The organism is Nostocoides australiense Ben110 (assembly GCF_001050535.1).
GTDB lineage: Bacteria > Actinomycetota > Actinomycetes > Actinomycetales > Dermatophilaceae > Nostocoides_A > Nostocoides_A australiense.
In genome coordinates this window covers 2,742,255-2,746,911 of the sequence record NZ_HG764815.1, presented here as the reverse complement: position 1 = coordinate 2,746,911, position 4,657 = coordinate 2,742,255, and the positions used below count along the sequence as shown (strand labels likewise).

Annotated in this window: 4 protein-coding genes; 3 read left to right on the top strand and 1 reads right to left on the bottom strand. The window is 70.7% G+C overall.

The window, feature by feature from the left end; genetic code table 11:
- The 3 genes from BN11_RS13235 to BN11_RS13225 form a co-directional block, all read left to right on the top strand.
- Positions 1-1,991 (top strand): cell wall-binding repeat-containing protein (locus BN11_RS13235; protein ID WP_048698396.1); only part of this gene is annotated, 1,991 nt, incomplete at its 5' end.
- Positions 1,992-2,056: 65 nt separating this feature from the next.
- Entirely contained in the window at positions 2,057-2,731 is a 675-nt protein-coding gene (locus BN11_RS13230; RefSeq protein ID WP_048698393.1) for a TetR family transcriptional regulator, read from the top strand.
- Entirely contained in the window at positions 2,728-3,657 is a 930-nt protein-coding gene (locus BN11_RS13225; protein ID WP_048698391.1) for a TIGR01777 family oxidoreductase, read from the top strand. The genes BN11_RS13230 and BN11_RS13225 overlap by 4 nt, the downstream gene beginning before the upstream one ends.
- A 134-nt stretch (positions 3,658-3,791) precedes the next feature.
- Here BN11_RS13225 and BN11_RS13220 read toward each other — a convergent pair.
- Positions 3,792-4,657, bottom strand: an 866-nt coding sequence (locus tag BN11_RS13220) for a hypothetical protein (protein ID WP_048698388.1), incomplete at its 5' end; no start/stop codon positions are given.

Sequence of the window (4,657 nt, the reverse complement as noted above, 5' to 3'; positions counted from 1 at the left end):
CCATCGCGGCGGACCTGCGCTCCGGCGCGGCCCGCATCGACCAGCTCGCGCCCGCCGCCGGGCAGCGTTCGGAGCCGCCGGTGCTCGGTCAGCACCATGTCACCGTCGTGCCGCTTTATTGGAGTGCGCCCCCGGCAACCACCAACGCCTTGGTGGGCACCACCATGACGGCTGTCGACAGGTACTTCAACGCCCAGACCCACGGCAAGATCCGCTTCGAGCTCACCAGGATCCTCCCGGCGGAGAAGGTCACGCTGAGCCCGGAGGACATCGAGTACTGCGCCACGAGCCAGCTCGAGGACCGGGCGCGAAAACTGGCGAACCTGCCCACGGACCAGTACCACCACGTCGTGGTCCTCATGCAGTACAACCCCAACTGCTTCTTCGCCGGTATGGCATCGATCGGTCAGGACGCGTTCGGCGGCGAGATGGTCGTCATCAACGACACTCCTTCGCAGGTCGTCTGGGCCCATGAGTACGGTCACAACCTCGGGCTGATCCACAACGCCGGCCGGGTGTGTTGGTCCGATCGCGCGCACCAGCACGCCGTCCCGCTGTCGAACGACTGCCAAGACGTCACCTATGAGGATCCCTTCGACCTGATGGGGCACGGGTGGTGGGGCTGGGCCGGCATCAGCTCCGCGCACCAGGAGAAGCTCGGCGTCCTGCCCGCCGGCGACCGGTTGGCCCTGTCCTCGGGCGGCACGGTCACCCTCAACTCGATGAGCACCGGCTCCGGCCTGCGCAGCGTCTATCTGGAGGTGGGCGGCGCCTTGTGGGACGTCGAATACCACGTTGCAGCCGGGCAGGAGAGCTGGATCGACGACGAGACCTACACGGGATACGACGGAGTCGAACGCACCTCGCCTGGTGCCGGGGTCGTGGTGCGCCGCATCTCAGCGACGGCCGACCTGTACGAGGAATGGGCCGTCGTCAATCCGCACATCGAAGGTGACGGCAGCCGCTTCGAACGCCACCCCGTGCTGACGGCTGGGGAGAGCCTGGCCGTGCCCGGCGGCCTGCTCACGATCACGGTCAAGGCCACCACGTCCACGACGGCGACGGTCACGCTCACCACGCGGGCCGACGGGGTGACGCGGTGGGCCGGGGCAGACCGCTACGAGACGGCCGCCAATATCGCCCGGCTGGCCTTCCCGGGCGTCCGGGAGGTCTACGCCGCATCCGGCCTGCTGTTCACCGACGCCCTCAGCGGCGCGCCGGTGGCCGGCATGCGGGGGAAGCCGATGTTCCTGATGATGCCCGACCAGATCCCGAACCGGGCCTTCATGGAGTTGATCCGCCGGGACCCGACGTCGGTGACCCTGCTCGGCGGGCCGGCGACGCTGTCGGAGGACCTGCGGATCCAGCTCGACAGCGAGTTCGGCGCCGTTTCCCGGATCGCCGGCGAGGACCGGTATGCCACCTCGGCCGCGATCTCCCGCAAGGGGTTCACCCCCGGAGTCTCGGTCGCGTATGTCGCGTCGGGGCTCGTCTTCCCCGACGCCCTCTCGGGGGCGCCGGTTGCGGCGCGGGATCGGGGCCCGGTGTTGCTGACCGACGACGACACTCTGCCGGCCCCCGTCGCGGCCGAACTGACTCGGCTGCAACCGGAATCGGTCGTCGTCCTCGGGGGGCCGGCTTCGGTCGGGGAGTCCGTCCTGGAGGAGATCGAGCAGGCAGCCGGCGTCACTCCGGAGCGCGTGTCCGGAGCCGACCGGTATGCCGTGTCCGCCGAGATCTCCCGGCGCGCCTTCCCCTCGGGTGCCGACCTCGTCTTCGTCGCCTCCGGTGAGAAGTTCACCGACGCCCTGGCGGGCGCCCCGGCTGCGGGGGCCAAGAAGGCGCCGATGCTGCTGGTCAAGGAGAAGGCGATCCCCTCGGTCGTGGCCGGCGAACTCGCCCGGCTGAACCCCAAGGAGATCATCGTCCTCGGCGGCGACGCCACCATCAGCCCCGCCGTCGAGATGGCCCTCGGGGATTACGTCGACTGACGCAGGTAGGTACGGATCCGACACCCGTCTTTTTGAACACGTTCAAAAAGCGGTAGCGTCACGCCATGGGCAAGACGGAGGAGACGCGGGAGAAGCTGGTGGTGGCCGCCTTGGCCTCGTTCCGCGAGCGGGGCTACGACGCCACGACGATGCGCCTGATCGCTGCGGAAGCCGGTGTTTCGCAAGGCAATGCCTACTACTACTTCGAGGGCAAGGAGGCCTTGGTCCAGGAGCTGTATGTCCGCATCCAGGCCGAGCACCGGGCCGCCGTGGCCGGGCGACTGCGCAGCGGGGCATCGCTCGCGCACAACCTGGCGACGGTGCTGCATACCGGCCTCGACGTCATGGCGCCCTATCACTCCTTCGGCACGACCCTCCTGCAGTCCGCACTGAGGACCACCTCTCCGGTCAGCCCCTTCGCACCCGACTCCCAGGCCGCGCGCGAGGCGGCGATCTGGCTGATGCGCGAGGCCGTCGACCGCAGCCGGCCGCGCATCGGCGGACGACTCGGGGAGCAGCTGCCACGGCTGCTCTGGCTCGCCTACCTCGGCGTCACGCTTCACTGGGTCATCGACGGCAGTCCGGGGCAGCAGCGCACTCGGGAGCTCGTCGACCGGGTCAGTCCGTTGCTGGGCAAGGCGATCCGGCTCGCCGGGACACCCGTCGCCAAGCCCTTCGTCACCGACCTCACCGCCCTCGTCGACGCCATGACGGCGCCAGGACGGGCCGGAACGCCATGAGCGTCGTTGTCATCGCCGGGGCCTCGGGCTTCATTGGCCGCCACCTCAGTGCGGCCTTCGCGGCCGAGGGGTGGCAGGTGCGCACCATCGGCCGGGGTGTCGGCGCCGATGCCCGATGGGGCAGCGACCTGCGTCCGGCGCTCGACGGGTCGCTGGCCGTCGTCAACCTGGCCGGGCGATCGGTCAGCTGCCGCTACACCAAGAAGACCGCGGACGAGATCTTCAGCTCCCGCACCGAGACCACCGCGGCGCTCGGCAGCGCCATCGCCGACACCGCGAATCCCCCTGCGGTGTGGCTCAATTCGAGCACTGGCACCATCTACCGGGAGGCCCGCGACCGGCCCCAGGACGAACGCACCGGCGAACTCGGCACCGGGTTCTCCGTCGCCGTCGCCCGGGCCTGGGAGCACGAGCTGTATGCCGCGCCCGCCCCGGTCCGCAAGCTCGCCTTGCGCACCGCCATCACGCTCGGCGCCGGTGGCGGTGCCCTCAGTGCGCTGATCAACCTGGCGCGCCTGGGTTTCGGCGGCCGGCAGGGAGACGGCGCACAGGTGGTCTCGTGGATCCACGTCGACGATGTGTATGCCGCCATCCGCCACCTCATCGACGCCCCGGACATCAGCGGGCCGGTCAATCTCGCCAGTCCGCACCCGGTTCCCAACGCCGAGCTGATGTCGTTGGTGCGCAAAGAGTTCGGCTGGCTAGCGGGGGAGGAGGCACGCGGCATACCGTTGCCGCGCGCAGCGCTCGGCATCGGCGGACGGATCATCCGGACCGAGCCCGAACTCGTTCTCAAGAGTCGCTGGCTGGCGCCGACGGTGCTGCAAGAGAGCGGTTTTCGCTTCCGCTATCCGGAGTTGGCCGATGCCCTCGCCGCGATCGCCCGGTCGACGCCCCGAGGGCTGCTGCCCGTCCAGCTCGGCTGATCCCCTCCCCCGAACGACGGCGTCCGCGGGGACGGTCGCGATATCGACCGTCCCCTCGGACGCCGGTCTTGCGGGGGTGTTGGGCTTGCGGGGGTGTTGGGCTTGCGGGGGTGTTGGGCTTGCAGGGGCTGGGCTCAGCCCCAGTTGTCCTTGGCCCGGTCGCCGGCGTCCTCGACACGGTCGGCCGCGTCGTTGAGGGAGTCGGCGGCGGTGTCGGTGGCGTTCTCGATGCGGTCGCCGAGGTTGTCGCCGGTCTCGTCGAGGGCGTCACCGGCGGCATCCTGTGCCTCGGAGACCTGGCCCTTGGCGTCGTCGAACGCGTCGGAGGTGGCGTCCTTCGCGTCGTCCGCGGCGTCGCCGGCCTTGTCCTTGAGTTCGGCGGCCTTGTCGCTCGCCTTGTCCTTGACCTCCGCAGCCTTGTCGGCGACGGTGTCCTTGACCTCGGCGGCCTTGTCCTTCGCCGCGGCGGCGACCGACGCCGCCTTGTCCTGCAACGAGGAACCGGTGTCGCCCGCCATCGGCGAGCGCGCGGCATACGGGTCGCTGGCGGGCACCGCCCAGGGGTCGGTGGCGGGGGTCTTGCGGCGCGTCAGGACGTATGCCGCGCCGCCGGCGAGGGCGGCGAGCAACAGGAACGGACCCCACGAGCGCTTCTTCGGCTTCGCCGTCGCCTCACCCTTGAGCACCGCGAACGCCTCCGGCGCCCGGTGCGCGGTCTCGGCGGCCTGGTCCTTGGCCGACAGCGCGCCCGCGGCGACGGTGGCGATGGCCCCGGCGACCTTCGGCAGGACATCCTCGACCAGCGTGTTGCGGGCGGTTTCGACACGAGGTGCGGCGGCGTCATACCCGTGGGCGGCCGCCTCGCGAGCGGCAGCGGCCCGCTCCTTGGCGACATCCACGGCCGGGGCGGCGCGCTCCATCAGGTGCGAGGCGCGCTCGCCGGCCTTCTCACTCGCGGCGGCGGCCCGGTCACGCAACTCCGCGGCGCGGTGCGCGGCGG

Excerpts from the sequence above, each read along its gene's own strand:
- BN11_RS13230 (WP_048698393.1), top strand. The coding sequence starts at position 2,057 with ATGGGCAAGACGGAGGAGACGCGGGAGAAGCTGGTGGTGGCCGCCTTG.
- BN11_RS13225 (WP_048698391.1), top strand. The coding sequence starts at position 2,728 with ATGAGCGTCGTTGTCATCGCCGGGGCCTCGGGCTTCATTGGCCGCCAC.